The 26,106-nt window shown below is 30.1% G+C and carries 26 protein-coding genes and 1 riboswitch; of the genes, 25 read left to right on the plus strand and 1 reads right to left on the minus strand.

What is annotated here, in order from left to right:
- Position 1: 1 nt before the first annotated feature.
- The 23 genes from der to BUB83_RS01425 all read left to right on the plus strand — a co-directional run bounded on the left by der (position 2) and on the right by BUB83_RS01425 (position 23,393).
- Positions 2-1,318 (plus strand): ribosome biogenesis GTPase Der, encoded by a 1,317-nt coding sequence (gene der, locus BUB83_RS01315; protein WP_073336192.1) that lies wholly within the window; start codon positions 2-4, stop codon positions 1,316-1,318.
- A gap of 1 nt (position 1,319) precedes the next feature.
- Positions 1,320-2,318 (plus strand): NAD(P)H-dependent glycerol-3-phosphate dehydrogenase, encoded by a 999-nt coding sequence (locus tag BUB83_RS01320; RefSeq protein ID WP_073336194.1) that lies wholly within the window; start codon positions 1,320-1,322, stop codon positions 2,316-2,318.
- A 114-nt stretch (positions 2,319-2,432) separates the two neighbouring features.
- Positions 2,433-3,911 (plus strand): stage IV sporulation protein A, encoded by a 1,479-nt coding sequence (gene spoIVA / locus BUB83_RS01325; protein ID WP_073336196.1) that lies wholly within the window; start codon positions 2,433-2,435, stop codon positions 3,909-3,911.
- A 96-nt stretch (positions 3,912-4,007) separates the two neighbouring features.
- Complete coding sequence (locus BUB83_RS01330) at positions 4,008-4,223, plus strand: holin (protein ID WP_073336198.1); 216 nt, start codon at positions 4,008-4,010, stop codon at positions 4,221-4,223.
- A 316-nt stretch (positions 4,224-4,539) separates the two neighbouring features.
- A complete protein-coding gene (locus tag BUB83_RS01335; RefSeq protein ID WP_073336200.1) occupies positions 4,540-5,517 on the plus strand; it encodes an asparaginase in 978 nt (325 codons plus the stop codon).
- A gap of 92 nt (positions 5,518-5,609) precedes the next feature.
- Positions 5,610-5,709: riboswitch (purine riboswitch) on the plus strand.
- A 67-nt stretch (positions 5,710-5,776) separates the two neighbouring features.
- Positions 5,777-7,141 carry an NCS2 family permease gene (locus BUB83_RS01340; protein WP_073336202.1) on the plus strand — a complete coding sequence of 455 codons (1,365 nt, stop codon included), beginning with the start codon at positions 5,777-5,779 and terminating at the stop codon, positions 7,139-7,141.
- 130 nt (positions 7,142-7,271) lie between these two features.
- Positions 7,272-8,417 (plus strand): aminotransferase class I/II-fold pyridoxal phosphate-dependent enzyme, encoded by a 1,146-nt coding sequence (locus BUB83_RS01345; protein ID WP_073336204.1) that lies wholly within the window; start codon positions 7,272-7,274, stop codon positions 8,415-8,417.
- 107 nt (positions 8,418-8,524) lie between these two features.
- A complete protein-coding gene (locus BUB83_RS01350) occupies positions 8,525-9,406 on the plus strand; it encodes a YicC/YloC family endoribonuclease (RefSeq protein ID WP_073336206.1) in 882 nt (293 codons plus the stop codon).
- A gap of 12 nt (positions 9,407-9,418) precedes the next feature.
- Positions 9,419-9,691 carry an extracellular matrix/biofilm regulator RemA gene (gene remA / locus BUB83_RS01355; protein WP_073336208.1) on the plus strand — a complete coding sequence of 91 codons (273 nt, stop codon included), beginning with the start codon at positions 9,419-9,421 and terminating at the stop codon, positions 9,689-9,691.
- Positions 9,691-10,338 (plus strand): guanylate kinase, encoded by a 648-nt coding sequence (gene gmk, locus BUB83_RS01360; protein WP_073336210.1) that lies wholly within the window; start codon positions 9,691-9,693, stop codon positions 10,336-10,338. The genes remA and gmk overlap by 1 nt, the downstream gene beginning before the upstream one ends.
- Entirely contained in the window at positions 10,319-10,540 is a 222-nt protein-coding gene (gene rpoZ / locus BUB83_RS01365; protein ID WP_073336212.1) for a DNA-directed RNA polymerase subunit omega, read from the plus strand. The genes gmk and rpoZ overlap by 20 nt, the downstream gene beginning before the upstream one ends.
- Positions 10,541-10,545: 5 nt before the next feature.
- Positions 10,546-11,739, plus strand: a complete 1,194-nt coding sequence (coaBC, locus tag BUB83_RS01370) for a bifunctional phosphopantothenoylcysteine decarboxylase/phosphopantothenate--cysteine ligase CoaBC (RefSeq protein ID WP_073336214.1) — start codon at positions 10,546-10,548, stop codon at positions 11,737-11,739.
- A 42-nt stretch (positions 11,740-11,781) separates the two neighbouring features.
- Positions 11,782-13,983: a primosomal protein N' gene (priA, locus tag BUB83_RS01375; protein ID WP_073336216.1), complete on the plus strand. Its 2,202-nt coding sequence runs from the start codon at positions 11,782-11,784 to the stop codon at positions 13,981-13,983.
- Between the two features lie 64 nt (positions 13,984-14,047).
- Complete coding sequence (gene def / locus BUB83_RS01380; protein ID WP_073336218.1) at positions 14,048-14,491, plus strand: peptide deformylase; 444 nt, start codon at positions 14,048-14,050, stop codon at positions 14,489-14,491.
- An 18-nt stretch (positions 14,492-14,509) separates the two neighbouring features.
- The gene (fmt, locus tag BUB83_RS01385) at positions 14,510-15,439 is read left to right on the plus strand and encodes a methionyl-tRNA formyltransferase (RefSeq protein WP_073336220.1); all 930 of its coding nucleotides are present in this window, start codon (positions 14,510-14,512) and stop codon (positions 15,437-15,439) included.
- Between the two features lie 15 nt (positions 15,440-15,454).
- Positions 15,455-16,141, plus strand: a complete 687-nt coding sequence (locus BUB83_RS01390) for a zinc metallopeptidase (protein ID WP_073336222.1) — start codon at positions 15,455-15,457, stop codon at positions 16,139-16,141.
- 13 nt (positions 16,142-16,154) lie between these two features.
- The gene (gene rsmB / locus BUB83_RS01395) at positions 16,155-17,495 is read left to right on the plus strand and encodes a 16S rRNA (cytosine(967)-C(5))-methyltransferase RsmB (protein ID WP_073336224.1); all 1,341 of its coding nucleotides are present in this window, start codon (positions 16,155-16,157) and stop codon (positions 17,493-17,495) included.
- A gap of 7 nt (positions 17,496-17,502) precedes the next feature.
- Positions 17,503-18,537, plus strand: coding sequence for a dual-specificity RNA methyltransferase RlmN (gene rlmN / locus BUB83_RS01400; protein WP_073336226.1), 1,035 nt, complete (start codon positions 17,503-17,505; stop codon positions 18,535-18,537).
- Between the two features lie 26 nt (positions 18,538-18,563).
- Positions 18,564-19,301 (plus strand): Stp1/IreP family PP2C-type Ser/Thr phosphatase, encoded by a 738-nt coding sequence (locus BUB83_RS01405; RefSeq protein WP_073336228.1) that lies wholly within the window; start codon positions 18,564-18,566, stop codon positions 19,299-19,301.
- The gene (pknB, locus tag BUB83_RS01410; protein WP_073336230.1) at positions 19,302-21,227 is read left to right on the plus strand and encodes a Stk1 family PASTA domain-containing Ser/Thr kinase; all 1,926 of its coding nucleotides are present in this window, start codon (positions 19,302-19,304) and stop codon (positions 21,225-21,227) included.
- A 14-nt stretch (positions 21,228-21,241) separates the two neighbouring features.
- Positions 21,242-22,114, plus strand: a complete 873-nt coding sequence (gene rsgA / locus BUB83_RS01415) for a ribosome small subunit-dependent GTPase A (protein ID WP_073336232.1) — start codon at positions 21,242-21,244, stop codon at positions 22,112-22,114.
- Entirely contained in the window at positions 22,108-22,761 is a 654-nt protein-coding gene (rpe, locus tag BUB83_RS01420) for a ribulose-phosphate 3-epimerase (RefSeq protein ID WP_073336234.1), read from the plus strand. Before rsgA ends, rpe begins: the two co-directional genes overlap by 7 nt.
- Complete coding sequence (locus BUB83_RS01425; RefSeq protein ID WP_073336236.1) at positions 22,758-23,393, plus strand: thiamine diphosphokinase; 636 nt, start codon at positions 22,758-22,760, stop codon at positions 23,391-23,393. The genes rpe and BUB83_RS01425 overlap by 4 nt, the downstream gene beginning before the upstream one ends.
- A 183-nt stretch (positions 23,394-23,576) precedes the next feature.
- Here the strand turns inward: BUB83_RS01425 and rpmB are convergent, their stop codons facing one another.
- Positions 23,577-23,768, minus strand: coding sequence for a 50S ribosomal protein L28 (gene rpmB, locus BUB83_RS01430; RefSeq protein WP_073336238.1), 192 nt, complete (start codon positions 23,766-23,768; stop codon positions 23,577-23,579).
- A 313-nt stretch (positions 23,769-24,081) separates the two neighbouring features.
- On the opposite strand from rpmB, the gene BUB83_RS01435 reads away from it, so the two are divergent.
- Both BUB83_RS01435 and BUB83_RS01440 read left to right on the plus strand, forming a co-directional pair.
- Positions 24,082-24,429: an Asp23/Gls24 family envelope stress response protein gene (locus tag BUB83_RS01435; protein WP_423231134.1), complete on the plus strand. Its 348-nt coding sequence runs from the start codon at positions 24,082-24,084 to the stop codon at positions 24,427-24,429.
- A gap of 12 nt (positions 24,430-24,441) precedes the next feature.
- Positions 24,442-26,097, plus strand: coding sequence for a DAK2 domain-containing protein (locus BUB83_RS01440; protein ID WP_073336240.1), 1,656 nt, complete (start codon positions 24,442-24,444; stop codon positions 26,095-26,097).
- Positions 26,098-26,106 lie beyond the last annotated feature (9 nt).

The raw sequence follows: 26,106 nt of genomic DNA on the forward strand, positions 1-26,106 counted from the left end.
CATGGCAAAGCCAATAGTTGCAATTGTAGGGAGACCTAACGTAGGGAAATCAACCCTATTTAATAAATTAGCAGGAAAGAGAATCGCTATTGTAGACGACCAACCAGGAGTTACAAGAGATAGAATTTATGCTGAAGCAGAATGGTTAAATGATAAATTTACTATTATCGATACAGGTGGGATTGAGCCTCATAATCAAGATATTATTCTTACACAAATGAGAAGGCAAGCTGAACTTGCTATTGAAATGGCTGACGTTATTATTTTTATTGTAGATGGAAAACAAGGATTGACAGATACAGATAGAGAAGTAGCTCAAATGCTTAGAAAATCTAAAAAGCCAGTAGTGCTTGCGGTTAACAAAATTGATACAAGAGAATTAGAATCAAGCGCTTACGAATTTTATAATCTAGGGATAGGAACACCTTTTGCTATTTCTTCTACTCAAGCATTGGGATTAGGAGATATGCTTGATGAGGTTACAGCTTATTTCAAGGGATTATTTACGGAAGATGAAGAGGATGACAGTATTAAGATTGCTATAATCGGAAGACCAAATGTAGGTAAATCTTCTTTGATTAATAAAATATTAGGAGAAGAAAAACATATAGTTAGTGACATACCTGGTACTACAAGAGATGCTGTGGATAGTTATGTAGAAAATGACTTGGGAAAATTTACGCTTATTGATACTGCAGGATTAAGAAGAAAAAGTAAAATAAAAGAACAAGTAGAGAGATACAGTGCAGTAAGAACTCTTGCAGCTATAGAAAGAGCAGATGTTTGTATATTGATGTTAGATGCAGAAAAAGGTGTGGCAGAACAAGATGAAAGAATTATTGGGTATGCACATGAATTAAATAAATCCATATTAGTTCTTGTAAACAAATGGGATCTTATTGAAAAAGATGATAAAACAATGGCTAAATTTAAAAAAGAAATTTCATTAAGTTTAGCATTTTTAAATTATGCACCAATGGTGTTTATTTCTGCACTTACAGGGCAAAGAGTCCATAAGGTTTTATCTGTAGCAAAAGATTGCTATGCAAATTACTCAAAACGAATCAAAACAGGAGTTATTAATGATGTAATAAGTCAAGCTTTAATGATGCAAGAACCACCAATGATGGGGGTAAGAAGATTAAAAGTACATTTTGCTACTCAAGTAGCAATTAAACCGCCAACTTTTGTGTTTTTTGTTAACGATCCAGAGTTATTACATTTCTCCTATGGCAGATATTTGCAAAATAGATTAAGAGAAAGCTTTGATTTCAGTGGAACTGGTATAAAGCTTATCTTCAGAGAAAGGAAAGAATAGCATGAAAAAAATCGCATTTATTGGATCGGGTAGTTTTGGAACAGCTTTAGGAGTTACTTTATCTAAAAAAGGGTACCAAATAAATATGTGGGATAGAAGCAAAGAAACAATAGAAGATATTAATGTAAAAAAAGAGAATATAAAATATCTTCCTAATATTGTTATACCCTCTAATGTGTTTGCCACTTGCGATTTAAAAGAGAGTATGGACGGATGCTCTATTATTGTTCTAGCGGTACCATCTCATGCTGTGAGAGAGGTATGTAAAAAGATAAAAGAATATGTTCATATGGATGCTATAATAGTTAATATTGCCAAAGGAATTGAAGTTGAAACATATAAAAGACTTTCAGAAATTATAGAAGAAGAAATTCCTAATAATCCAGTGGTAGTTTTGTCAGGACCAAGTCATGCAGAAGAGGTGGCGCAAGATTTACCAACTACCTTGGTAGCAGCGTCTAAAGACAGGCAAAGTGCAATAGAGGTTCAGGAAGTTTTTACAACCAGCAAACTAAGAGTTTATACTAATGATGATATTATCGGTGTAGAAATAGGTGCTGCTGTAAAAAATATTATAGCTCTTGCTGCAGGAGTGTCTGATGGTATTGGTTTTGGAGATAATACAAAGGCTGCTTTAATGACTAGAGGAATGAATGAGATAAAAAGAATAGGTGTTGAGCTAGGAGCTAGAAAAGAAACTTTTTCTGGACTTACAGGGGTAGGAGATTTAATAGTTACTTGTACTAGTGGGCATAGCAGAAATAGAAGAGCGGGAATTTTAATAGGTAAAGGTTATTCATATGAAGATGCCGCTAAAGAAATTGGAATGGTGGTAGAAGGAGTAAAAGCATGCAAGGCTTTCTATTTTCTTAAAAAAGACCTACATGTATCAATGCCTATAACAGATGCGCTTTATGATGTTTTATTTAATGGTAAAGACCCAAAGTATGCAGTATATGAATTAATGACAAGAGAAAAAAAAGATGAAATATATTATTAAAAGCTATTCGCATTACGAATAGCTTTTTTTTAAAATATTAAATTATTTTGTAATATTTCTTGTATTTAACAGTATATATATAATGTTAATAATAAGTACTGGGAGGGTGCACTATTGGAAAACTTTGATATATATGAAGATATTGCGGAAAGAACTCAAGGGGATATATATGTAGGTGTAGTTGGACCTGTTAGAACAGGTAAATCTACTTTTATCAAGAGGTTTATGGAATTGATGGTTATTCCAAACATTGAGAATGCTTATAAAGCACAACGTGCTAGGGATGAATTGCCACAAAGTGCTTCAGGAAAGTCCATTCATACAACTGAGCCTAAATTTATTCCTAATGAAGCAATTGAGGTTGATGTAAGTGATAAAACAAAATTTAAAGTTAGAATGGTGGATTGTGTTGGTTATATTGTGAAAGGGGCTTTAGGGTATAAAGAAGGGGAACAACCTAAAATGGTTACTACTCCTTGGTATGATTACGAGATTCCATTTGAAGAAGCAGCTGAAATAGGAACAAAAAAAGTTATTAATGAACATTCCACAATAGGTTTATTAGTGACTACTGATGGTTCTATAACAGATATTTCAAGAGAAGAATACTTAGAGGCTGAGGAAAGAGTTGTAAAAGAATTGAAAGCAATAGATAAACCTTTTGTGATGGTTTTAAATTCTTCTAATCCAGAAAATGAAACAACTATAGAATTAAAAAGAAAGCTTGAAGAAAAATATGATGTTCCAGTTCAAATCATGAATGTAGCTAACATGAAACAAGAGGATATAACTAATGTATTTCAACGCATATTAAAAGAATTTCCAATAAAGGAAATTAATATTGAAATGCCTGAGTGGATTGAAAAGTTAGAAGTGAGTCATTGGCTTAAAATGAATTTTATGAGTTTGATTAAAGATATGTGTAAAAAAGTATACAAGGTAAGGGATGTAGGAAATTTTACCGATGAATTCAGCACAATAGATTTCTTGGAAAACTCATCATTAGATTCTATTAATATGGGAGAAGGAACTGCTTGTGTAAAAATGAATCCTAGAAAGGATTTGTTTTATAAAATATTAAGTGAAGTTTGTTCTGTAAACATAAAAGGAGAAAGTGAATTATTAGATATTATTCAAAATTTGAATAAAGCCAAAATTGAGTACGATAAGGTTTCTGATGCTTTAATAGATGTAAAAGAAAGAGGCTATGGGCTTGTTGCTCCACAGTTAAAAGAGATGAAACTTGAAGAACCTGAAATTGTAAGACAGGGGTCTAGATATGGGGTTAAATTAAAGGCTAGTGCTCCTTCATTACATTTTATTAGAGCAAACATAGAAACAGAGATTTCCCCTATTATGGGAACTGAGAGAGAAAGTGAAGAATTAGTAAAATCACTTTTGGATCAATTTGAAAGTGATCCGTCTAAAATATGGGAAAGTAATATGTTTGGTAAGTCATTAGAAGTATTAGTTAAAGAAGGCCTCCAAAACAAATTGTATAAAATGCCTGATGATGTTCAAATTAAGATCCAAAAAACTTTGGAAAAGATCATCAATGAAGGCAATGGGGGTTTAATTTGTATCATCTTATAAATAATAAAAATATTTTAATCCGTCATTCTTAAAAAGAATGACGGATTTTTGTAACATTGATTAAAAAAGTTAATATAATATTAGAGGGGTGGTATAATGAGCAGATTTAAAAACTATGGATTATGGATTTCTGTTGCTGCTTTTATTCCCTTAGCTCTTGAGGCTTTTGGATTAAAGATTGTACCTCAAAATTATGACGAAATAGTGAATTCTTTATTAGGCATACTAGTTATAGCTGGTATTGTCAATAATCCTGACAAGGGAACAGGATATTTAGATGAAACTACGTCAAAGGATAAAGAAAAACAGTAATCTAAAGAAGTAAAATGATCTTTTTAAAGAAGGTGGAGACATAAATATCTCCACCTTTTATTTTTTTGATTAAATCAGAGTTTTTATGTTAAATAGGTTAACTATATAACATATAGTGTTAAAAATTTCATAGAAACAAAGTAAACCATAGATTTATAAAATAGATTATTAGTAATTAATTGAAAAAATAATTAGAATGATTTGATTATATATAAATATATATAAAAATTAATAAATATTCATAATTTGATTTTATTGACACTTATCCAAGTTGAAATTATAATCGAAATAATAAAATGCTGTAAGGGGGATAATAATGAAAAAAATAGCTGTGATTTTTAATGGTGGAACTATATCTATGAAAATAGATCCAAGGCTTCAGGCTGCAGTACCTTCTTTAAGTGGGGAAGAAATAATGAGTATGGTAACGGGCATTGAAGAATATGCAAATATTGAGAGTTTTAATTTTTCTAATTTACCAGGTCCTCATGTAACTCCTAATAAGATGTTAGAGATGTCTAAATATGTACAAAATATAGTGGACAGGGAAGATATTGAAGGGGTTGTTATAACTCACGGAACAGATACGTTGGAAGAAACAGCATATTTTCTTCACTTGAATATTAAATCAAGCAAACCTATAATTGTAACTGGAGCTATGAGGAATGGTTCTGAACTGGGATATGATGGTCCAGCAAATTTATCAGCAGCTATCTGTACAGCGATTTCAGAGGATGCAAGCAATAAAGGGGTACTTGTTTGTATGAACGATGAATTAAACTCTGCTGAAGAAGTTACAAAGGTTCATTCAATGCATTTAAATACTTTTCAGAGCCCGGAATTTGGACCTATAGGGATAATTGATAACAATCAAGTTATTTTTTATAGAGACATTTTACAAAAACAAAATATTTTAACAAATAAAATAGAAGAGAATGTTGAGTTAGTAAAGTGCGCTGCAGGCATGAATTCTAAAATTTTCGATTTTCTAGTAGAGTCTGGTGCTAAGGGTATTGTGCTTGAGGGATTAGGAAGAGGCAATGTGCCACCACAGATGGTTGATGGGATAAAAAGAGCCATCGATAAGGGTGTTGTTGTGGTTTTAGTTACAAGGTGCTTTATGGGAAGAGTATTAGATTCTTATGGATATGAGGGTGGTGGAAAAGAATTAAGAAAATTAGGTGTGATATTTGGAAATAATCTTCCGGGACAAAAAGCTAGGATTAAGCTTATGTTAGCCTTAGGGCAAACCAATGATTATGATTTAATAAAGGAAATATTTGAAAAGAAATAGGTTAATAAGGTTATCAATTCAAGAAACAAAAGATGGTCGACATTAATTGACAAAATATTTGACATGATTTAAGAATTTTGATATTATGGTGAAGTTGTAAATATCGCACTACTCGTATAATTCTGATGATGAGGATCAGAAGTTTCTACCAGACGCCTTAAATGTCTGACTACGAGTAAGTTATAGAAGCTTCCTTTATCACTATGACTTGCTTGGTAGAAAGAGTTGTAGTGATATAATCATTTTTAGGGGGAAGTATATGGAAAAGTATTTTAAACTTAAGGAAAATGGAACAGATGTTAGAAAAGAAGTTCTAGCAGGTATCACAACATTTTTAGCTATGGCATATATAATAGCTGTAAACCCTAATATTCTAGAAGTAACTGGAATGCCAAAAGGTGCTGTTTTAACTGCAACATGTTTGACAGCAGGATTAGCGACAATATTAATGGGTTTATATGCAAATTTGCCTTTTGCTTTAGCATCAGGAATGGGGCTGAACGCATTTTTTGCTTATACAGTAGTTCTTGAAAAAGGAATACCTTGGGAGATAGCATTAGCAGCTGTATTTGTAGAAGGAATTATATTTATTATTTTATCTCTAACAAAGGTTAGAGAAGCAGTGGTTAATGCAATACCAGCAACTATAAAAATTGCGGTTACGGCAGGTATTGGACTTTTTATTGCATTTATAGGATTTGTAGGAGCAGGAATAGTAGTAAATAATGAAGCTACATTACTTAGTCTTGGTGATTTTATATCTCCAACTTCTATTGTAACATGCATAGGTATTTTAATTATAGTAGTTTTATCTAAAAAAAATGTAAGAGGGGCTATACTTTGGGGTATTTTAGCTAGTACAGTTATTGCATGGACATATGCATTTGTTAATCCAGTTATAGCTGCTGAAAAGTACCACATTTATTTACCGTCAGGAATATTCAAATATGAATCTTTAAAACCTATTGTGTTTAAAGCAATTTCTCTAGATAAATCATTCTTTTTAGATAGTGCAAACTTGTTTACATTTATTACAGTTGTGTTTACTTTCTTGTTTGTAGATTTCTTTGATACTGTAGGAACTTTAGTGGGAGTTGCATCTAAAGTAGGAATGGTTGATAAGGACGGCAAAGTTAAAAATGCAGGAAAAGCTTTATTAGTAGATTCAATAGGGACAACTTTTGGGGCGTTAATGGGAACATCTACAGTAACTACATATGTAGAAAGTTCTGCAGGAGTTGCAGCAGGTGGTAGAACGGGACTAACATCTGTAGCTACAGGTATTTTGTTTTTACTTGCAATGTTTTTTTCACCAATATTTATGGCTATTCCAGCATGTGCTACAGCACCAGCACTAATTGTAGTAGGGTTTTATATGATGGAAAATGTTATTAATGTTGATTTTGCAGATATAACAGAAGGTATTCCAGCCTTTTTAACAATAGCATTAATGCCATTAACATACAGTATAGGTGATGGATTGACACTAGGAATACTATCTTACGTAGTTATAAACGTTATAAATAATTTTTTTACAAAAGATAAGAGTGAAAGAAAAGAAATTTCAATTGTAATGTATATTTTAGCATTCTTATTTCTTGTAAAATTAATAATTGCATCTTAAATTAAAGTAGGGGCTTTCCCTGCTTTTTATAGTTATAGTATTGAAGAAAAGTAAATAATATAAATAATCTGTAACTTAAGAAAAATCCTAAGAATAAAATAATTTATAAAGTATTCTTTGGAGGAAAATAATGTTTAGTAGTCGAGTAGCTAATCTTGAAGAGTATTGTTTTGAAACTATAAATAAGATAAAGTGTGAAAAAATAGAAAAAGGTGAGGAAATTTTGGATTTAGGTATAGGAGATCCAGACTTGAATCCTCATAAATCTATTGAAGAAGAGTTGGTAAAATCTTTAAAACGAGAGAACTATAACAAATATCCACCTTATGAAGGAATAAAAGAATTGAAATTGGAAATTATTAATTATTATAATAAAATATACAATGTGAAACTAGATTTAGATGAAGTTGTTATTTTAATTGGGTCTAAAGAAGGTATTTCTCACGCTTTACCAGTGATATGTGATTCGGGGGATGAAATTATAATAACAGAACCCAAATATCCACCTTATGAAACCAGCGCTAATTTATGGGGTATAAAGTGTAATAAAGTAAAACTATTTGAAAAAAATAATTTCTTGTTGGATTTAAATGACATTAGTGATAAAGTAAGTTTGAATAGTAAATTAATGATACTTAATTATCCAAATAATCCAACGGGTGCTATTGCCAATGAATATTTTTTTAAGCAAGTTATAAAATTCTGCAAAAGTAAGAATATTTTGCTTTGCAATGATGGAGCCTATAATGAAATAATATGTTCAAAATCAAAACCAACTAGTATTTTAAGTTATGATGAAGAAAAATATTGTTTTGAATTTGGAACATTTTCAAAAACTTTTAATATGACTGGATTTAGAATTGGCTTTGCGGTAGGAAATAAAAAGTTAATTCAAGGATTACTAAAAGTTAAAAATAGTTTTGATTCAGGACAGTTTATTCCAATACAATATGCAGCTATTGCAGCTTTAAAACTTCCAAGAGAATATATTGATAGCAATATGAATATTTACAATAGTAGGAAAAATGCGGTGAAAAAGATTTTTAAGGAAAAAAACATTTTATATTTTAATAGTAAAGGGACTTTTTATCTTTGGTGTCATACTCCTTTGGGATATAATGACAAAACTTTTGCACGTGAAATGCTTGAGAAGTATTCAGTAATAATAACACCGGGAAGTTCTTTTGGAAAAGATTATGATAATTATTTCAGAGTTAGTTTGACCAACGATAAAGAAACAATTAAAAGAGTATTAGGAAGTATGAGGGCGTATTAATTAATTAAATACTAATAATTCAATAATTTGTTTTAATATGAGAAAAAATATGATATCATATAAAAGATAACTTTTTATCATATTGTCGCATTGGAAGGATGAGTTAAATGTCAAATAGTATGACTGGTTTCGGAAGGGCAATTTCTTTAGAAGAAAGTACTAGAGGATTCACTATAGAAATGAAAAGTGTAAATCACAGGTATCTTGATATAAATATAAAAATGCCTAGAAATTATTTGCAAATTGAGAACAAAATTAGAGGATTAGTTAAAGCTAAATTAAAAAGAGGAAAAATAGATATTTTTATTTCTCAGAATTCTTATGGTAAAGATGACTACCAAGTTTCTTTTAATAAAGATTTGGCAGATAACTATATGAAATGTCTTACAGAAATTAAAAATAATTATGATGTTGTTGATAACATCTCTGTTGCACTCATCTCAAAATTTCCAGATGTAGTTGTTATAGAAAAAAAAGAAGAGGATATTAACCATGTTTGGGATGAATTAAGTCAATTAGTTAATGAAGCTATTGAAAATTTGTCTAATATGAGAATGATAGAAGGTGAAAAACTCAAATTAGATATAATTAATAAATGTGACTTAATAATGAATATTGTTAGCCAAATTGAGGAAAAATCTTTTCTTGTAGTAATGGATTATAAGAAAAAGCTTGAAGAAAGAATAAGCGAATTAATGGATAAAAGTGATATTGACGAATATAGAATTGCAAATGAAATTGCTATATTTGCTGATAAAGCTAGTATTGATGAAGAATTGGTTAGACTTAAAAGTCATATTAGCCAAATAAAAGGCACTTTTACTGAACTTGAACCTGTAGGTAGAAAACTAGATTTCATAATTCAGGAAATGAATAGAGAAGCTAATACTATTGCTTCTAAGTCTAGTGATTTAGAAACTGTCAATTTAACCATAGAATTAAAGAGTTTAATAGAAAAGATAAGAGAACAAGTTCAAAATATTGAATAACAGGGGGAGAACATGGGAATAAAGTTAATAAACATTGGTTTTGGCAACATAGTATCAGCTAATAGATTAGTTGCTATTGTAAGCCCAGAATCAGCGCCGATAAAAAGAATTATCCAAGAAGCAAGAGAAAGAGGAATGTTAATTGATGCAACTTACGGCAGAAGAACAAGAGCTGTTATCATCACTGATAGTGATCATGTGATTTTATCTGCAGTTCAACCAGAAACTGTAGCGCATAGATTATCTGTTAAAGATGAAATACCAATGAATGAGGTTGATGAATAATGCTTGAAAACAATAACGTTGTAAAAAAAGGATTACTTTTAGTAATATCAGGTCCTTCCGGTGCCGGTAAAGGAACTATTTGTAAAGAATTATTAGAAAAGAATCCTGATTTTTGGTTATCAGTTTCAGCAACTACCCGAGCTCCTAGGAAAAATGAGCAACAAGGGATAAATTATTTTTTTATGACAAAGGAAGATTTTGTTGATAGATTAGCTAAGGATGATTTTTTAGAAAGTGCTGAGGTATATGGAAATTATTATGGAACCCCTAGAGAAAGTGTTATATCTAAAATCGAAGAAGGTAAAGATGTAATTCTAGAAATAGATATTCAAGGTGCCTTAAAGGTTAAAGAGTCTTATCCAGAGGGAGTATTTATATTTATATTGCCTCCATCTATGGATGAATTGAAAAGAAGAATAATTAAAAGAGGCAGCGAAACAGAAGAATCTTTAATGAGAAGATTTAAATCTGCTTATAAAGAAGTAAATTATGTTTCAAAATACAATTATGCTGTGATGAACGATGAATTGTCTGAAGCAGTTGAAAAGATAGAGAGTATAATAACTGCAGAAAAGTGCAGTGTTGAAAGAATGAAGGAAAACATATTATCAAAGGAGGGTATAATTCATGAACAACTCTATGATTGAACCATCATTAGTAGAATTATTAAAGAAGGCGGAAAATAGGTATACACTAGTTACAGTAACATCTAAAAGAGCAAGACAATTAATTGCAGGTGATGAAACTTTACTTGAAAGAAAGACTACTGAAAAACCGCTTACAATAGCTATCAATGAAGTTAATGAGGGAAGAGTATTTTACGAAAAAATATCTGAAGAAAGGGAATAGATAAAATGGGTGAACAAAAAACAGTTGTTATTGGAGTGACTGGTGGTATCGCAGCTTATAAAGCATTAGATTTAGTAAGCAAGTTGAAAAAATCAAACTTTAATGTTCATGTTATTATGACAAAAAGTGCAGCTGAGTTTGTAAACCCTTTATCATTTCAATCATTAAGTCAGAATTTTGTAATCAAGGATATGTTTGAAGACCCTAAAACTTGGGACATAGAACATATTTCTTTAGCTAAAAAAGCTGATGTTATGATTATTTGTCCAGCTACAGTAAATATTATTGGGAAAGTAGCAAATGGGATAGCTGATGATATGCTATCTACTACTATAATGGCAACTAAAGCTCCAGTAATTTTTGCACCTGCTGCTAATTCTAATATGTATTTGAATGCAATAGTTCAAGATAATATCAATAAATTAAAGGGTTTTGGCTATAAATTTATTGAACCGGATAGTGGTAGATTAGCATGTGGAGATGAAGGTAAGGGAAAACTCGCAAATATTGATGTGATTTTAGAAAATATTAAGACAACATTGTACGATTTAAAAGATTTAAAAGGGAAAAAAGTACTAGTAACAGCAGGACCTACAATTAGTTTTATAGACCCAGTTAGGTTTATTACCAATAAATCTAGTGGTAAAATGGGCTATGCAATAGCAGAAGAGGCTAGAGATAGAGGGGCCCATGTAACACTAATATCGGGACCATCAAACGAAGTTCCACCTATTGGTGTGGATTTTCTAGAGATTCAAACTAATAGTGAAATGAGAGATGAAGTTTTAAAAATTTATGATTCTATGGATGTAGTAGTAAAAGCAGCAGCTGTGGCTGATTATAAAATAGCTGAATATTCAGAAGAAAAAATAAAGAAACAAAATGATGAATTATCAATTAAATTGATAAAAGATGTAGATATACTGCAAGAATTAGGAAAAAATAAAAAAACACAGATTTTAATAGGTTTTGCAGCAGAAAGTGAAAACCTAATTAATAATGCCAAAGCTAAGATGGAAAAAAAGAATTTGGATTATATAGTTGCTAACAATATAAAATCTAGTGAAATAGGATTTAATTCTATGGAAAATGTAGTTACTATTATAAAAGCAAATGGGAAAGAAATTTCTCTGGAAAAGATGACTAAAAGGCTTGTAGCTAGAGAGTTATTTAATATTGTTAATGACAAAAAGCGCTAATGCGCTTTTTTCTTATAGTGGAAATTAAAGAAGGTGAAAAGTTTGAATAATTACGCAGGGATTATTGTCAATAACGAAGCAAAAGCGGTGGATCGGCTATTCACTTATAAAATCCCAGAAGAATTAAAAAATAAAATTTTATTAGGACAAATGATAAAAGTTCCATTCGGAAGAAGTAATAAGAAAATTGATGCTTTCGTTATGGAATTATATTCGGAATATAATGAAATTGGAAAATTAAAGGAAATAATTTCGATAAATAATGAAACTCCTTTATTGTCAAAAGAACACGTACAATTAATAAAAGTAATGAAAGATAAATATTTGTGTTCTTATTTGGATTGTATAAAAGTAATGATTCCTACAGGTATAACTAGAGGTAATAAAGCTAAAACCTCCGCTTTACTATTTTTGGGAGAACCATTAAAAAATAAATATCTAAAGGAACCTTATGAATCAATTTTCCAAATAGTAAAAAATAATAATGGTTTATTTAATAAAAGTGCTTTGAGCAAGAAATTTAATATATCCTTATCTTCTATAAATACAATGATAAAGAATGGATTTATCCTTAGTGAGGATGTTGTAGTTAGTAGATATAGTGATAGAGAATATGAAAATTATAAAAGTGTAAAATTAAATTTTGAACAGCAATATGTAGTTAGTGATATTATGGAATCAAATGAAAATATGTTTCTTATACACGGAGTAACTGGAAGCGGGAAAACTGAAATATATATGAATCTTGTTACAAAAATGATGAAGCTTAATAAAGACTCTATTATTTTAGTTCCAGAGATTTCATTGACTCCTCAGATGGTAGAAAGATTTAAGGGTAGATTTGGTAAGGAAATAGCTGTCTTCCATAGTAAATTGGGAGATGGAGAAAGATATGACGAATGGAATAGGGTTAAGAATGGTGAGGTAAAGGTTGCTATTGGAGCAAGATCAGCTATATTTTTGCCATTTAATAATTTGGGACTCATAATTATAGACGAGGAGCATGAATTAAGTTACAAATCTGATAGTAATCCAAAATACGATACTAGAGAAATCGCAGAGCTAAAAAGCGGGTTATATAATTGCAAGTTGATTTTAGGAACGGCTACACCTTCAGTTGAAAGTTATTATAAAGCAAAAGAAAATTTTTATAAATTGCTTAAGTTAAGTAAGAGAGTTAATAACTATGAAATGCCTAAAGTTTCTATAGTTGATATGCGAAATGAATTGATGAAAAATAACAAGTCTATTTTTAGCGAAGAATTATATAATGACATAAATGAAAAGTTGGATAAAAAGGAACAAATAATTATTTTTTTAAATAGAAGAGGATTTTCAACTTTTGTTTCTTGTAGGAAATGCGGATATGTATTTAAATGTGACAGTTGTGATATTTCACTTACTTATCATCAAAAGGGTAATTATATGAATTGTCATTATTGCGGCAAACAGTACTCCGTAAAAAATAGCTGCCCAAAATGTAACAGTAAATATGTTAAGTTTTTTGGCGTTGGTACAGAAAAAATACAAAGTATAATTGAAGAAACATTCCCTCGAGCTAAAACTTTAAGGATGGATTTTGATACTACTAGAAAAAAAGATTCCCATGAAGAAATTTATAATAAATTTAAAAATAGGGAAGCAGATATATTGATAGGAACTCAAATGATTGCGAAAGGATTAGACTTTGAAAATGTGACCTTAGTAGGGATTATAGCAGCGGATATTTCTTTAAATATACCTGATTATAGAGCAGAGGAGAGAACTTATCAACTTATAACACAAGTTAGTGGAAGAGCTGGTAGGGGGAACAACCCAGGAAAAGTTGTAATTCAAACATATGAACCACAAAATCAGGCAATAATTTATGCTTCACAAAATAATTACGAAGAATTCTATGAAAGTGAAATAGCATTAAGAGCAGCTATGAATTATCCACCTTTTGGAAAAATTCTTCTTATAAATTTTAGTAGCAAAAATGAAGAAATTTTAATAAAAAATACTCAAAAAATTGGCTATTTATTAAAGCATAAGTTAAGCAATAGTGATAAAATAGTTATGTTAGGACCCACAGCTAGTTCTTTATCCAGAATAAAGGAATATTATAGGTGGCAAATATTAATAAAAGGTAAATTCGATAATGAATTTGAGAATAAAATTAAAAATTTTATTTATGAAAATTTAAAAACTATGTATAATGATATAAGAGTAAGTTTGGATGTGAATCCTGGAAATATGATGTAATCTCTTTGAATGTATGAAATGCGTAAAATTTGTAAAAAAATAATTAACATAGGGAGGTAATTTTATGGCTTTAAGAACTATAAGAATAAATGGAGATGAGATTTTAAGAAAAAAAAGTAGAGAAGTAAAAGAAGTTAATGATAGAATAAAAATATTGGTTGAAGATATGGTGGAAACTATGTATCATGCTAATGGGGTAGGTTTGGCTGCGCCACAAATTGGTATTCTAAGAAGAGTTGTGGTTATAGATGTAGGCGAAGGTCCTATAGTTTTAATTAATCCGGAAATAATAAGTAAAGAAGGTTCACAGATTGATGAAGAAGGATGTCTTAGTGTACCTGGAGTTCAAGGGATGGTTGAAAGACCTATGAAGGTAAAAGTAGAAGCACTTAATGAAAATGGAGAAAAATTCATTTTAGGAGGGGAAGAACTTTTAGCTAGAGCTATTTGTCATGAATTAGATCATTTAAACGGAGTTTTATTTACAGATAAAACAGTAGAAAATTAATAATTGGAAGGTGAAAAAATGAATATAGTATTTATGGGAACACCTGAATTTGCGGTGCCGTCATTAAAAATATTAATCAAAAACTTCAATGTTATAGGTGTTTTTACTCAGCCAGATAAACCTAAAGGAAGAGGAAATAAAGTTACAATATCTCCTATAAAAGAAGTTGCTTTAGAAAATAATATAAAAGTATACCAACCTAAAAGTTTAAGAAAAGATACTGAAATAATTCAAGAGCTTAAAGATTTAGACCCTGATTATATTATTGTAGTAGCATATGGGCAAATTTTATCGAAAGAGGTTTTGAATATACCTAAATATGCTTGTATCAATTTGCATGCCTCATTATTGCCTAAGTATAGAGGAGCAGCGCCTATAAACTGGGCTATTATTAATGGAGAAACAGTTAGTGGCAACACTTCTATGCTTATGGATGTGGGATTAGATACAGGAGATATGCTTTTAAAACAGCAAGTAGATATAGAAGAAAATATGACTGCAGGAGAGCTTCATGATATTTTAAAAGATATAGGTGGAGAACTTCTAATAAAAACTATAGAAGGATATTCAAAGAAAGAGATTAAGAGTATAAAACAAGAAGATTCTGAAACTTGTTATGCTTCCATGTTAGATAAAAAACTGGCAAAGATTAATTGGGAAAAATCAGCTAAAGAAATACATGATTTAATTAGAGGATTGAATCCATGGCCTGTTTCATATACAGAATACAAAGAGCAGATTATGAAAATTTATTCATCTAAAACTTTAGATAAAACTTCTGAAAAAGAAGCAGGCACTATACTTAAAGTAAATGATGAGGGAATTGAAGTATCCTGCGGTGAAAAAGTTATTCTTTTGACTTCTATTCAATTCCCAGGAAAAAAAGTTCTTCTAGTAAAAGACTATTTAAGAGGCAATACCATAGAAGAAGGATACGTATTAAAATAAAAGGAGGAGGATTATATGTTTTACGGTTTTGATTCAACCATAGTAATATTAATACCAGCGTTGATTATTTCAGCTTGGGCTCAGTTCAAAGTTAAATCCACTTTTGAAAAGTATTCAAAGGTTAGAAGTATGAATGGTTTAACAGGTGCACAAGTTGCAAGAAGATTACTTGATGATGAAGGGCTACAACATATATCTGTGCAACATATTAAAGGGAACCTTTCAGACCACTATGATCCAGTTAATAAAGTTATGCGACTTTCAGATAGTGTTTATAGTAGTACTTCTATAGCAGCAATAGGAGTGGCAGCACATGAAACAGGGCATGCTATTCAGCATAAAAATAGCTATGTACCATTGAAATTAAGAGGAGCTTTGGTGCCAGTAGTAAATTTTAGTTCAAATGCTTCTTGGATTATTTTTATGGCAGGACTATTCTTTTTTAAATCATCAGCATTGATAAATATAGGGATACTTTTGTTTACCACAGTTGTAATATTCCAAATAGTTACATTGCCTGTAGAGTTTGACGCTTCAAATAGAGCTTTATCAGTTTTGGAGAATAAGGGTATTTTATATGGGGATGAAGTTAAAAAAGCTAAATCTGTTTTATCTGCGGCAGCTTTAACATATGTAGCAGCGGCATTAATGTCTATTTTACAATTAGTGAGATTATTAGCTTTAAGTAGAAATCGAAGATAGATTGGAGAAATCAATGAAAAGCACCAGAGAACTAGCGGTAGAAACGCTAACAAATATATTTGTAGATGGACTTTATTCAAATATATATTTGAGTAAAGTTTTAAATGAAAGTGAAATAAATGAAAAAGATAGAGGTTTATTTACTGAAATCATTTATGGTACCTTAAGATATAAGTATACAATAGATAAAATTCTAGATAGTTTTCTTAAGGATGGAACCAAGAAAATGAGTAAGAATGACCCTTTGCTATTAAACGTGCTAAGAATATCAATTTATCAAATTAAATATCTTGATAAGATACCACCATTTGCAGCAGTTAATGAAGCTGTGGAAATCACAAAAAAAAGATGTGGTATGCCAAAATCTAAATTAGTTAATGGGGTTTTGCGTAATTACCTTAGAAATAAGGAAAAACCAGATGAAAAATTAAAAAAATCTTATACTGAAACTCTTAGTTTTGAACATTCTTTTGAAAATTGGATGGTAAAATTACTTTTAGCTCAATATAGTAAGGAAGATGTGGAAAGTATTTTAAATGGGCTTAACCAAAGACCGGAAATTACAGTAAGGGTTAATTCCTTAAAAGCTGACTATGATACAGTGGTTGAATCATTATCTAAACTTGAATATTCCATTAAAGAAGGGGAAGTTTCACCAGAAGCTATATATATAAGAAAAGGTAGTAATGTGGAGAAAAATCCTTTATTTAACGAAGGTTTAATAACAATTCAAGATGAAAGTGCTATGCTTGTAGCAGAAGTTATGGAGTTAAAAGATAATTTGAAAGTTTTAGACTTGTGCAGCGCCCCAGGGGGAAAAACTACGCATATTGCAGAGTTAATGAATAATACAGGGAATATTATTGCTTGTGATATCTACGATCATAAGTTGAAGTTGGTTAAAGATAATATAGAGAGATTAGGTATTGAAAATGTGGAATTGATGAATTTTGATGCTACGGTATACAATGAAAAATTCGTAAATTATGCAGACCGAGTTTTGATAGATGTTCCATGTTCTGGGCTTGGGATAATAAGAAAAAAACCTGAAATTAAATGGAATAAAAATAAAAATGAATTAGATGCATTGATTAAAATTCAAAAAGATATACTTGTAAAAGCAGCAGACTATGTTAAGTCAGGTGGATATTTGATTTATTCAACATGTACTTTAAACAAAAATGAGAATATAAAGAATATAAGTTGGTTCCTAGAAAAGGATGATAGATTTGAGATTGAAAAAATATTTTTAGGAAATTTAAGTAATCTTCGATATGATAATTTAGGAACCTTGACTATACTTCCAAATGAAAATATGGATGGTTTTTACATAGCTAGGTTAAAAAGAAAGTAGGATGATTATGAAAAATATTCTTGATTTCAATTTAGAAGAATTATCAGCTTGGATGTTAGAAAACAATGAAAGTAAATTTAGAGCAAAACAAATTTTTCAGTGGATATATAAAAGCAGTGTGTTTAACTATGAAAATATGAAAAATATTTCTGAAAAAACACGAGGAAATATTTCTAAAGAATTAAGCTTATATTTACCAAACATTATTAAAGAACAAAAGTCTGAAAAAGATGGGACTAAAAAACTTTTATTAAAGTTAGAAGATGGAAACATAATTGAATCTGTAATAATGCAATACAAATATGGATATTCTATATGTGTTTCAACTCAAGTAGGATGTAGAATGGGGTGTAGTTTTTGTGCCTCTGCAATAGGGGGAATGGTAAGGAATTTAACACCCGGTGAAATTATAGGTCAAATTTTAGTGGCGCAAAACAATATAAATGATAGAATATCAAATGTAGTTTTAATGGGTAGCGGAGAGCCATTAGATAATTTTGATAATGTAATAAAATTTATTGAGATATTAAATTCAAAAGAAAGCCTATATATAGGTGCAAGGCATATTACAATGTCAACCTGCGGAATTGTACCTAAAATATATGAATTAGCAGATTTAGAATATCAAATAACATTAGCTATTTCTTTACATTCTCCTAAAGATGATAGCAGAGCAGATATGATGCCAATTGCAAGAAAATATACTATTAAAGAAATAATAGATAGTTGTGAATATTACTATAATAAAACTAAAAGAAGAATATCTTTTGAATATGCATTAATAAAAGGGGTTAACGATAGTAAAGAAGATGCTTTATCATTGAGCAAACTATTAAATAAGTTTCCTAGCCATGTAAATCTTATAAGTGTAAATGAAATAAAAGAAAACACATATAAAAAATCTGACTCTTTGTCCATAGAGATGTTTAAAAATACTTTAATTCAAAATGGTATTGAGACAACTATACGAAGAAAGATGGGCGAAGATATAGATGGAGCATGTGGACAACTTAGGAGAAATCATATGGAAAACTTTTCTTAAATATTATTATAAGGGGTAAACAATGAATGAAAATCCAAAACAAACATTGGAAGGTATATAAAATATCTGAAAAAGGAAATTTTAGAGAGATAAATGAAGACTACGTAGGCTGTGCTTTTCATGAGGATTCAAGTTTATTAGTAATAGCAGATGGAATGGGTGGCCACAATGCGGGGGAAATTGCTAGTAAGATAGCGGTAGAAACTTTGTTGAGTTATATAAATCAAATAAAAGAACCTAACGTGGAAAAAGAACTTATAACTGCGGTTAAAATGGCTAATGAGGAAATTTTTAAAAAATCAAGTGAAAGCTTAGATTATTCAGGTATGGGTACAACTATAACAGTGAGCATCATAATTAATGATTTTATTTATATAGCTAATGTAGGAGATAGTAGATGTTATGTTGTTAAGAACAATGAAATAAGTCTTATAACAAAGGATCATTCTTTAGTGCAGGAATTAGTGGATTCTGGAGCAATAACTGAAGAAGAGGGAAAAGTACACCCAAGTAAAAATATTATTACAAGAGCTTTAGGTACAAGTAAAGATGTAGAAGTAGATATTTACAAAATAGATTCTTGTGATATTACGGATATATTATTGTGTACTGATGGAGCTTCGAATGTATTAACTAACGAAGAAATATTAAGTATAATTAAAAGTTATGATGGCAGTGAAGTTTGTAATAATATTTTTATTAAAAGCTTAGAGATGGGTAGTAGAGATAATATATCCGTAATTTTATGCAGAGGAGATAGTTAGATGATTGGTACTATATTGGATAATAGATACGAGATTGTGGAAAAAATTGGAGAGGGTGGTATGGCCGAAGTTTACAAAGCTAAGTGTAATCTTCTTCAAAGATATGTTGCAATAAAAGTTTTAAAAAGTCAGTTTTATGAAAATGAGGAATTTGTGGAAAAATTTAAAGATGAAGCTTTGGCCATTGCGGTTTTATCTCATGATAATATCGTTAATATATACGATATAGGAAACGATAAAAATCTCATTTACATTATTATGGAGTATGTTGAGGGTACTAATCTGAAAAACTTTATCAAAGAAGCTGGAGTTATGAATTATGATAAAGCATTAGACATCTCGGTGCAAATTGCATCGGCTTTAAAATGTGCTCATGGGAAAAATATAATTCACAGAGATATAAAGCCGCATAATATTTTAATAACAACAGAAGGTAATGTTAAAGTGGCGGATTTTGGTATTGCAAAGGCAACTACATCTTCTACTATAACTAATTCTGATAGAATCGTAGGTTCTGCACACTATATTTCTCCTGAACAAGCAAAAGGAAATGTAGTTGACTGTAAAACGGATATATATTCTCTTGGTGTTGTTATGTATGAAATGGTAACAGGAAAAGTTCCTTTTAATGCGGATAGTCCTATTGCGGTTGCTTTAAAACATATTCAAGAAGATGTAGAGCCACCTATTAACATAAATAAGAACATACCAAATGCTTTGAATAATATTATATTAAAGTCATTAGAAAAAGAAAAATTTAAAAGATATCATACAGCTAGTGAAATTCTAAATGATTTAATTAAAGTTAAAAATAATCCTAACTATGATATAAATTTTGTGAATGAAGATGAAATGACAAGGATTATACCTATAGTTAAAAATGATTCTAATTTTGATAAAATAAAAGAAACAGAAAAGGATAAAAAGTTTGAGGATGAATTTATAATGCCACAAACTAATAAAAAGAAAATCATACTAGGAACTATAGGAGTAGTTATTGCAGCAATTCTGGTTTTCTTTGCGGCATATATAATATCAGGAGCAAGTGGAAATGATGTTGAAAAAAGTGGCATACAAAAGGTGATGATTCCTAATATAGTTGGTATGCAAAGTGAGGAAGCGAAAATTGAGTTAGAAAAATTAGGCTTAAAAATGGTGATAACAGAAGTGGAAAGTCCTAAAGAAAAGGGGACTATAACTCAATGTTATCCTTATGAAGGAACAGAAGTTGATGTACAAGAGGTAACTGAGGTAAAAGTATTAGTTAGTTTGGGGGTAGAAACTATAACCGTTCCAAATGTGGTTAATAGTGAGATTGAGCAAGCAAAAACAACTATTCAAGATTTGGGATTAATAGTAGGTAAAATAGATTATGTTCAAAATGAAACTATTGAAAAGAACTTTGTTATAAGTCAAAGTTTGAATGCAAATGTAGAAGCAAAACCAGGGGATACTATTGATTTGATTGTAAGTGAAGGTGGAGGAATAGAAAAAACATATGTTCCAAACCTAATTGATAAAAAATATGAAGAAGCTGTAGCTTTAATAGGTAAAGCCAAACTTGCTTTAGGTACAGTAAATGAAGTGAGTACTACAGATAAGGAACTTGATAATAAAGTTGTACTTCAAAGTATACAAAGTGATTCCCAGGTAGCTATTAATACGGAAATAGGATTAACATATTATGTTTATAAAGCAGATATGGTAAGTGTTCCAAACATTGTAGGTAAAAGTATATCCGAGGCAAAATTAACTCTTGATAAATTAGGATTAGTTTTATCTTTTGATGGGGAAAATAATTATATTATTGTTTCACAAAACGTTGCTGTAAATACAAAAATTGAAAAAGGAAGCACAATTATAGTTGAAAGTGAACCGGAAGATGCAGAATCAGGTGATAATGCAGTTCAAGCCACTAATCCTTAGGAATAGGAGAAAATATGGACGGAATAATTATAAAAGGAATTGCAGGATTTTATTATGTAAAAGTGAATGAGGAAGTATTTGAGTGCAAGGCAAGGGGAAAATTCAGAAATACAGGTGAAAGTCCCGTGGTTGGGGACAGAGTTAGAATTTCTGTTATGGATAATATGAAGGGTACTATTGAAGATATCTATGAAAGAAAAAATATTTTAAAAAGACCCATAGTATCAAATATTTCAAAAGCTTTTGTAGTTTTTGCAGTAAAACATCCTGATATTAATGTTGATTTATTAAATAAGTTTCTAATACAATGTGAAATGAACGATATAGATGTAGTTGTTTGTTTCAATAAAGTTGATTTAGACAATGATTATGCTAATAATATTGCTATTGAAATGGTTAAATCAGCAGGGTATGATACTTTAATACTAAATGCAAAAGAAGGATTAGGAATAGAGGAAATTAAAAAACGTTTGAAAGATAATATTTCTGTATTTTGTGGACCTTCTGGTGTTGGTAAGTCAACAATATTAAATATAATTGCAGGCTATGAAGCCATGGAAACAGGGAAAATTAGTGATAGATTAAGAAGAGGGAAACATACTACGAGACATAGTGAGCTTTTAAGTGTAGAAAGCGGTCTAGTTGTTGATACACCTGGATTTTCAAACCTGGATATAACATTTGATGAGAAACAAGAAATTCAACAATATTTTCCGGAATTTAGATCTTTTATAGAAGAATGTCGTTTCAAAGGATGTATGCATTTTAAAGAACCTTCTTGTGCAGTAAAAGAGGCTGTAGAACAAGGTGAAATAAATGAAAATAGATATAATTTTTATCTCAGACTATTAGAAGAATATGAAAAAGGGGGAAACAAAAGATGGTAAGAATTGCTCCGTCAATACTGTCAGCAGATTTTAAGAACTTAGAGAAGGATATTAAAGAGTTAGAAAACAATAATATCGAGGTAATCCATATAGATGTGATGGATGGAAGTTTTGTACCTAATATTTCATTCGGATTTCCGGTAATAGAAGCATTAAGACCCATTACAAAAATGACTTTTGATGTTCATTTAATGATTGAAAACCCTTCTAAATTTGTAGAGGATTTCTATAAAGCAGGTGCAGATATTTTAACAGTTCACTATGAAGCAGAGAGACATTTGGATAGAACAATTGATTATATTAAAAGTTTTGGTATGAAGGCAGGAGTTTCTCTTAATCCGGCAACGCCAGTATCATCCATAAAACATTTAATTCCAAAGTTAGATCTTGTACTTATTATGAGTGTAAATCCAGGTTTTGGTGGGCAAAAATATATTGAATATTGTTCAGATAAAATAAGAGAAGTTAAAGAACTTTCAGATAAATATAATAAAGATTTATTGATACAAGTAGATGGCGGAGTAAACAGTGATACAATCAAAAAAGTAGCTTCTTGTGGAGCAAATTTATTAGTGGCTGGATCTGGAGTTTTCAAAAATGGGGAGATAAAGAAAAATATTGATGAACTGATGGAGAAACTAGCATGAAAGTATTAATCATTTCAGGAGGGGTAGCACCCTCTTTTTCTTTGTTAACGAAAGAAATAAATAATGCAGATTTAATTATATGTGCAGATAGCGGTGCTAATCACTTATATAAGCATAAAATTGTACCCCATTACTTAGTAGGTGATTTTGATTCAATCAATTTAGATGTATTGAAGTTTTATGAAAATGAAAAATGTAATATCTTAAAATTTCCACCAGAAAAAGATTTTACAGATAGTGAACTTGCTATGAATATTGCTTTTGAGAATAATGCTGAAGAAATAGTATTTTTGGGTTGTACAGGCACTAGAATTGATCATTTTTTTGGAAGTCTAACTTTATTATATAAATCTATGAAAAAAGGAATTAAGGCTTTTATTAAGGACAATAATAATGAAATCTTTATGGTGGATAAAAGTATTATTATTAAAGGAAGTGAAAAAGAAAAATTTTCATTGATGCCATACAAAAATGAAATCTATAGATTAAATATAAAAGGTTCTAAATATGATTTAAAAGACTATAATTTAAAGATAGGAGATGGTCTTACAATCTCTAACGAATTTCAAGAAGAAAAGGTGACTATTGAGTTTGAAAAAGGGGACTTGTTGATATTTTTTTCTAGAGATTAAAAAAAGTAACAAATAAAAGAATGAAACATATTATAAAAGGTATGTTTTATTTTCAGCAATTCTAGGAGGATAATATGAAAATTGTTGCTATCAAAATGCCTAAGTTTATAGCATCTATACTCAAAGTGTTTATAAAAAAATAAAAAATGCAATTGAATTCAATTGCATTTTTTATCTTTAGTACTAAACCGCTCTTTGAATTTTACCAGAACGTAAGCATCTAGTACAAACTTTTAATGTTTTTGGGGTTCCGTTGACAACAGCTTTTACTTTTCTTACGTTTGGAGCCCATTTTCTCTTTGATTGACGATGAGAATGGCTGTACTGAACGCCAGAAATTACACCTTTTCCGCATATATCACAACTTTTAGACATTAAAGACACCTCCTGTCATAAAGATAATACCTATCTATGTACCGTCTAATATTTTACCACAGATAAGAATAAAAATGCAAACAAAATTTAAAATTTACTTAATTTTTATTTTAGTGTAGCACTCAATGATTATAGCACATAAATCAAATAAAGAGAATGCTTAAATTAAATAATCTTAAAAATTATCTATTATATTACGAAAAAAAGAGGTAATAAATAATAATGGATAAAATTATACTTAACTTTTCTTGATTAAAGTACTATAATAATATACAATAAATACTATGTATGAGTATTAAGGAGGAAGATATATATGATGGAACTTTCCAATGATTTTGGCGCAATACATTATTCAGAGGAAGTATTAGCAGATATAGTAGGTTTATCTACTATGGAATGCTATGGAGTGGTAGGCATGGCTTCAAAAAATGCAACTGATGGATTTTGGGAATTACTAAAAGGAGAAAATTTTAGTAAAGGGGTAAAAATTCATAATAAAAATAATGTTATAAGCATTGAACTATATGTTATTGTAGAATATGGAACTAAAATTTCAGTTATAGCGAATAATATAATTCAAAAGATTAAATACAATTTAGAAAGCTATACAGGATTGAAAGTATCAAGTGTTACAGTTAATGTTCAAGGTGTAAGAGTATAGGGGGTACTAAAATTGGAATATTTAAAGATAGATGGAACGAAACTTAAAAATATGGTTATTAACGCATCTAATAAATTAGAAAGACAGAAAGAGTATGTTAACTCTTTAAATGTATTTCCCGTACCTGATGGTGACACTGGAACGAACATGTCAATGACTTTTAGAAGCGCAGCAGAAGAAATTAAAAAAAGTGATTCTAAGTCCATTAGTGAAGTTTCTAGGTTGATATCTAGAGGTTCATTGATGGGAGCAAGAGGTAACTCTGGAGTAATATTATCACAAATATTTAGAGGGATTGCAAAAGGATTAGAAGGGTATGACCAAGTTGATTCATTACAATTAGCTGAGGCCCTATTAGAAGGATCAAAATTTGCTTATAAAGCTGTAATGAGACCTATAGAAGGAACTATTCTAACTATCATTAGAGCCGCTGGTGAAAAAGCTGTTGAAAGTGAAGAAGTGGATATTACAAAACTTTTAAAAGAAGTATGTAATTATAGTGAAGAAGTTTTAAACAAAACGCCAGAAATGCTTCCAGCATTAAAAGAAGCTAAGGTAGTGGATTCAGGTGGTATGGGTTTATTAATTATTTTAAAAGGAATGCTTGAAGTATTATCAGAAGATTTGCAAGTTGAAATAGAAGATAGTGTAGAAGGTGCAGCTGGAGGATTGGTTTCTGCTCAAAGTAAAATTGACCCTGATTCTATTAAATTTGGCTATTGTACTGAGTTTTTTATTAAAGTTAAAGATGCAGTTAATTTTCAAGAATCATTCAAGAATACATTGAATCCTGTTGGAGACTCAATGATAGTTATTGCAATGGATGATATAATAAAAACTCATATACATACAAATGACCCAGGTTGGGTTCTTTCAGAAGCTGTTAAGCTTGGAGAACTTTCTAAAATCAAAATTGATAATATGAGAGAAGAACATAGGGAAATACTTGAAGCTGAATATGCAAGCGAACTTATAGAAGAAAAAGAAGAAACACAAAGTATTGAAGAGGAAAAAGAATATGGTTTTGTAACTGTGGTTATGGGTGAAGGGTTGAAAGCAATCTTCAATGATATTGGAGTAGACTCTGTTATTGAAGGCGGACAGACTATGAACCCAAGCACTCAAGATATTCTTGATAGAATTGAAAAAATAAATGCTAGAAATATATTTATATTACCAAATAATAAAAATATTATTATGGCAGCAGAACAAGCAAGAGAATTATCAGAAAAAAATGTTTTTGTTATACCGTCAAAAACAATTCCTCAAGGAATTACAGCTGTGACAGAATTTAATCTAGAATCTTCAGTTGAAGAAAATTTAGAAAATATGAAAGAAGCAATCACCACTGTAAAAACAGCTTCTGTTACTTATGCTGTGAGAGATACTGAAATGGACGGAAGAGAAATAAAAGAGGGTAATATTTTAGGACTAATAGAAGGTAAAATTTCAGAAATTGGTGATGAAGTATACGCTGTTACTAAAGATCTTATAAATAATTTAGTAAATGATGAAACAGAACTATTAACAGTTTTTTATGGTAAAGACTGTGATGAGGAAAAAGTTAATGAATTAATAGCTCAATTAGAAGAAAAATATGAGGATATTGATGTTCAAAGTTTCAATGGAGAACAACCTTTATATTATTTCATAGTTTCAGCTGAGTAAAAAAAAGCC

Source organism: Clostridium grantii DSM 8605, assembly GCF_900129965.1.
Lineage (GTDB): Bacteria > Bacillota > Clostridia > Clostridiales > Clostridiaceae > Clostridium_AF > Clostridium_AF grantii.

Bases quoted from the DNA above. Each gene is read 5' to 3' on its own strand.
- der (WP_073336192.1), top strand. From the start codon at position 2: ATGGCAAAGCCAATAGTTGCAATTGTAGGGAGACCTAACGTAGGGAAA.
- BUB83_RS01320 (WP_073336194.1), top strand. From the start codon at position 1,320: ATGAAAAAAATCGCATTTATTGGATCGGGTAGTTTTGGAACAGCTTTA.
- BUB83_RS01330 (WP_073336198.1), top strand. From the start codon at position 4,008: ATGAGCAGATTTAAAAACTATGGATTATGGATTTCTGTTGCTGCTTTT.
- BUB83_RS01335 (WP_073336200.1), top strand. From the start codon at position 4,540: ATGAAAAAAATAGCTGTGATTTTTAATGGTGGAACTATATCTATGAAA.
- BUB83_RS01340 (WP_073336202.1), top strand. From the start codon at position 5,777: ATGGAAAAGTATTTTAAACTTAAGGAAAATGGAACAGATGTTAGAAAA.
- BUB83_RS01345 (WP_073336204.1), top strand. From the start codon at position 7,272: ATGTTTAGTAGTCGAGTAGCTAATCTTGAAGAGTATTGTTTTGAAACT.
- BUB83_RS01350 (WP_073336206.1), top strand. From the start codon at position 8,525: ATGTCAAATAGTATGACTGGTTTCGGAAGGGCAATTTCTTTAGAAGAA.
- remA (WP_073336208.1), top strand. From the start codon at position 9,419: ATGGGAATAAAGTTAATAAACATTGGTTTTGGCAACATAGTATCAGCT.
- gmk (WP_073336210.1), top strand. From the start codon at position 9,691: ATGCTTGAAAACAATAACGTTGTAAAAAAAGGATTACTTTTAGTAATA.
- rpoZ (WP_073336212.1), top strand. From the start codon at position 10,319: ATGAACAACTCTATGATTGAACCATCATTAGTAGAATTATTAAAGAAG.
- coaBC (WP_073336214.1), top strand. From the start codon at position 10,546: ATGGGTGAACAAAAAACAGTTGTTATTGGAGTGACTGGTGGTATCGCA.
- def (WP_073336218.1), top strand. From the start codon at position 14,048: ATGGCTTTAAGAACTATAAGAATAAATGGAGATGAGATTTTAAGAAAA.
- fmt (WP_073336220.1), top strand. From the start codon at position 14,510: ATGAATATAGTATTTATGGGAACACCTGAATTTGCGGTGCCGTCATTA.
- BUB83_RS01390 (WP_073336222.1), top strand. From the start codon at position 15,455: ATGTTTTACGGTTTTGATTCAACCATAGTAATATTAATACCAGCGTTG.
- rsmB (WP_073336224.1), top strand. From the start codon at position 16,155: ATGAAAAGCACCAGAGAACTAGCGGTAGAAACGCTAACAAATATATTT.
- rlmN (WP_073336226.1), top strand. From the start codon at position 17,503: ATGAAAAATATTCTTGATTTCAATTTAGAAGAATTATCAGCTTGGATG.
- BUB83_RS01405 (WP_073336228.1), top strand. From the start codon at position 18,564: ATGAAAATCCAAAACAAACATTGGAAGGTATATAAAATATCTGAAAAA.
- pknB (WP_073336230.1), top strand. From the start codon at position 19,302: ATGATTGGTACTATATTGGATAATAGATACGAGATTGTGGAAAAAATT.
- rsgA (WP_073336232.1), top strand. From the start codon at position 21,242: ATGGACGGAATAATTATAAAAGGAATTGCAGGATTTTATTATGTAAAA.
- rpe (WP_073336234.1), top strand. From the start codon at position 22,108: ATGGTAAGAATTGCTCCGTCAATACTGTCAGCAGATTTTAAGAACTTA.
- BUB83_RS01425 (WP_073336236.1), top strand. From the start codon at position 22,758: ATGAAAGTATTAATCATTTCAGGAGGGGTAGCACCCTCTTTTTCTTTG.
- rpmB (WP_073336238.1), bottom strand. From the start codon at position 23,768: ATGTCTAAAAGTTGTGATATATGCGGAAAAGGTGTAATTTCTGGCGTT.
- BUB83_RS01435 (WP_423231134.1), top strand. From the start codon at position 24,082: ATGATGGAACTTTCCAATGATTTTGGCGCAATACATTATTCAGAGGAA.